This window comes from Salegentibacter agarivorans, from assembly GCF_900113135.1.
GTDB lineage: Bacteria > Bacteroidota > Bacteroidia > Flavobacteriales > Flavobacteriaceae > Salegentibacter > Salegentibacter agarivorans.
In genome coordinates this window covers 1-2,212 of sequence record NZ_FOOH01000053.1, presented here as the reverse complement: position 1 = coordinate 2,212, position 2,212 = coordinate 1, and the positions used below count along the sequence as shown (strand labels likewise).

The following is a 2,212-nucleotide window of genomic DNA, read 5'->3' as shown; positions in this document are numbered from 1 at the left end:
TACTGCGGTAAAAGCATTCAAGTGCTTCCCATCCCTTGCAGGATAGGAAGCGTCGCATCAAGCTTTACGGATTATTAGTACCACTCGGCTATGACATTGCTGCCTTTACACCTATGGCCTATCAACGTGGTCGTCTCCCACGGTCCTTTAAAGAAATCTCATCTTGTGGTGGGTTTCGCGCTTATATGCTTTCAGCGCTTATCCCTTCCCAACGTAGCTACCCAGCAATGCTCCTGGCGGAACAACTGGTGCACCAGAGGTTGGTCCAATCCGGTCCTCTCGTACTAGGATCAGGTCCACTCAAATTTCTAACGCCCACTACAGATAGAGACCGAACTGTCTCACGACGTTCTGAACCCAGCTCGCGTGCCACTTTAATGGGCGAACAGCCCAACCCTTGGGACCTTCTCCAGCCCCAGGATGTGACGAGCCGACATCGAGGTGCCAAACCCCCCCGTCGATGTGAGCTCTTGGGGGAGATCAGCCTGTTATCCCCGGCGTACCTTTTATCCTTTGAGCGATGACCCTTCCATGCGGTGTCACCGGATCACTATGCTCTACTTTCGTACCTGATCGACCTGTATGTCTCTCAGTCAAGCTCCCTTTTGCCATTGCACTCTACGCACGGTTACCAAGCGTGCTGAGGGAACCTTTAGAAGCCTCCGTTACTCTTTTGGAGGCGACCACCCCAGTCAAACTACCCACCAAGCACTGTCCCTCATCTAATGAGGTTAGGCTCCGAACAAGTAAAGGGTGGTATTTCAACAATGACTCCACACCGCCTGGCGACGGCGCTTCAAAGTCTCCCACCTATCCTACACATCACTTGTCCAAAGTCAATACTAAGCTATAGTAAAGGTGCACGGGGTCTTTTCGTCCCGTAGCGGGTAATCGGCATCTTCACCGATACTACAATTTCACCGAGCTCATGGCTGAGACAGTGTCCAGATCGTTGCACCATTCGTGCAGGTCGGAACTTACCCGACAAGGAATTTCGCTACCTTAGGACCGTTATAGTTACGGCCGCCGTTTACTGGGGCTTCAATTCAATGCTTCGCCGAAGCTAACATCTCCTCTTAACCTTCCAGCACCGGGCAGGTGTCAGGCCCTATACATCATCTTTCGATTTAGCAGAGCCCTGTGTTTTTGATAAACAGTCGCCTGGACCTCTTCACTGCGGCCCCGCCTAAAGCGGGGCGACCCTTCTCCCGAAGTTACGGGCCCATTTTGCCTAGTTCCTTAGCCATGAATCTCTCGAGCACCTTAGAATTCTCATCCCAACTACCTGTGTCGGTTTACGGTACGGGTTGCCACCACTCGCTTTTCTTGGAAGTCGATTCGCTGGATTATCACGCCGGCCGAAGCTTTTGTGTACTATCGGGGTGTTACCACTCCCTTCAACGTGCTATTCCGTCAGCACGCACCAACTGTTCGCCTCCGTCCGCTTTAACGTGGGGCAAGTACAGAAATATTAATCTGTTGTCCATCGACTACCCCTTTCGGGTTCGCCTTAGGTCCCGACTAACCCCCAGCTGATTAGCATAGCTGGGGAAACCTTAGTCTTTCGGTGTGCAGGTTTCTCGCCTGCATTATCGTTACTTATGCCTACATTTTCTTTTGTAACCAATCCAGCATACCTCGCAGTACACCTTCATCTCTGTTACAATGCTCCCCTACCACTCCATATCTAAATATGAAATCCATAGCTTCGGTAATATGTTTATGCCCGATTATTATCCATGCCGGACCGCTCGACTAGTGAGCTGTTACGCACTCTTTAAATGAATGGCTGCTTCCAAGCCAACATCCTAGCTGTCTGGGCAGTCCAACCGCGTTTCTTCAACTTAACATATATTTGGGGACCTTAGCTGATGGTCTGGGTTCTTTCCCTCTCGGACACGGACCTTAGCACCCATGCCCTCACTGATATAAAACATTTTATAGCATTCGGAGTTTGTCAGGAATTGGTAGGCGGTGAAGCCCCCGCATCCAATCAGTAGCTCTACCTCTATAAAACTATTATACCGCTGCACCTAAATGCATTTCGGGGAGTACGAGCTATTTCCGAGTTTGATTGGCCTTTCACCCCTACCCTCAGGTCATCCCAAGACTTTTCAACGTCAACGGGTTCGGTCCTCCACTATGTGTTACCACAGCTTCAACCTGCCCAAGGGTAGATCACACGGTTTCGCGTCTACCATTACCAACTTAA

1 rRNA gene is annotated in these 2,212 nt (G+C 50.5%); it reads right to left on the bottom strand.

What is annotated here, in order from left to right:
• Positions 1–53 precede the first annotated feature (53 nt).
• Positions 54–2,212 (bottom strand): 23S ribosomal RNA (locus BM084_RS18955); the annotation flags it as partial.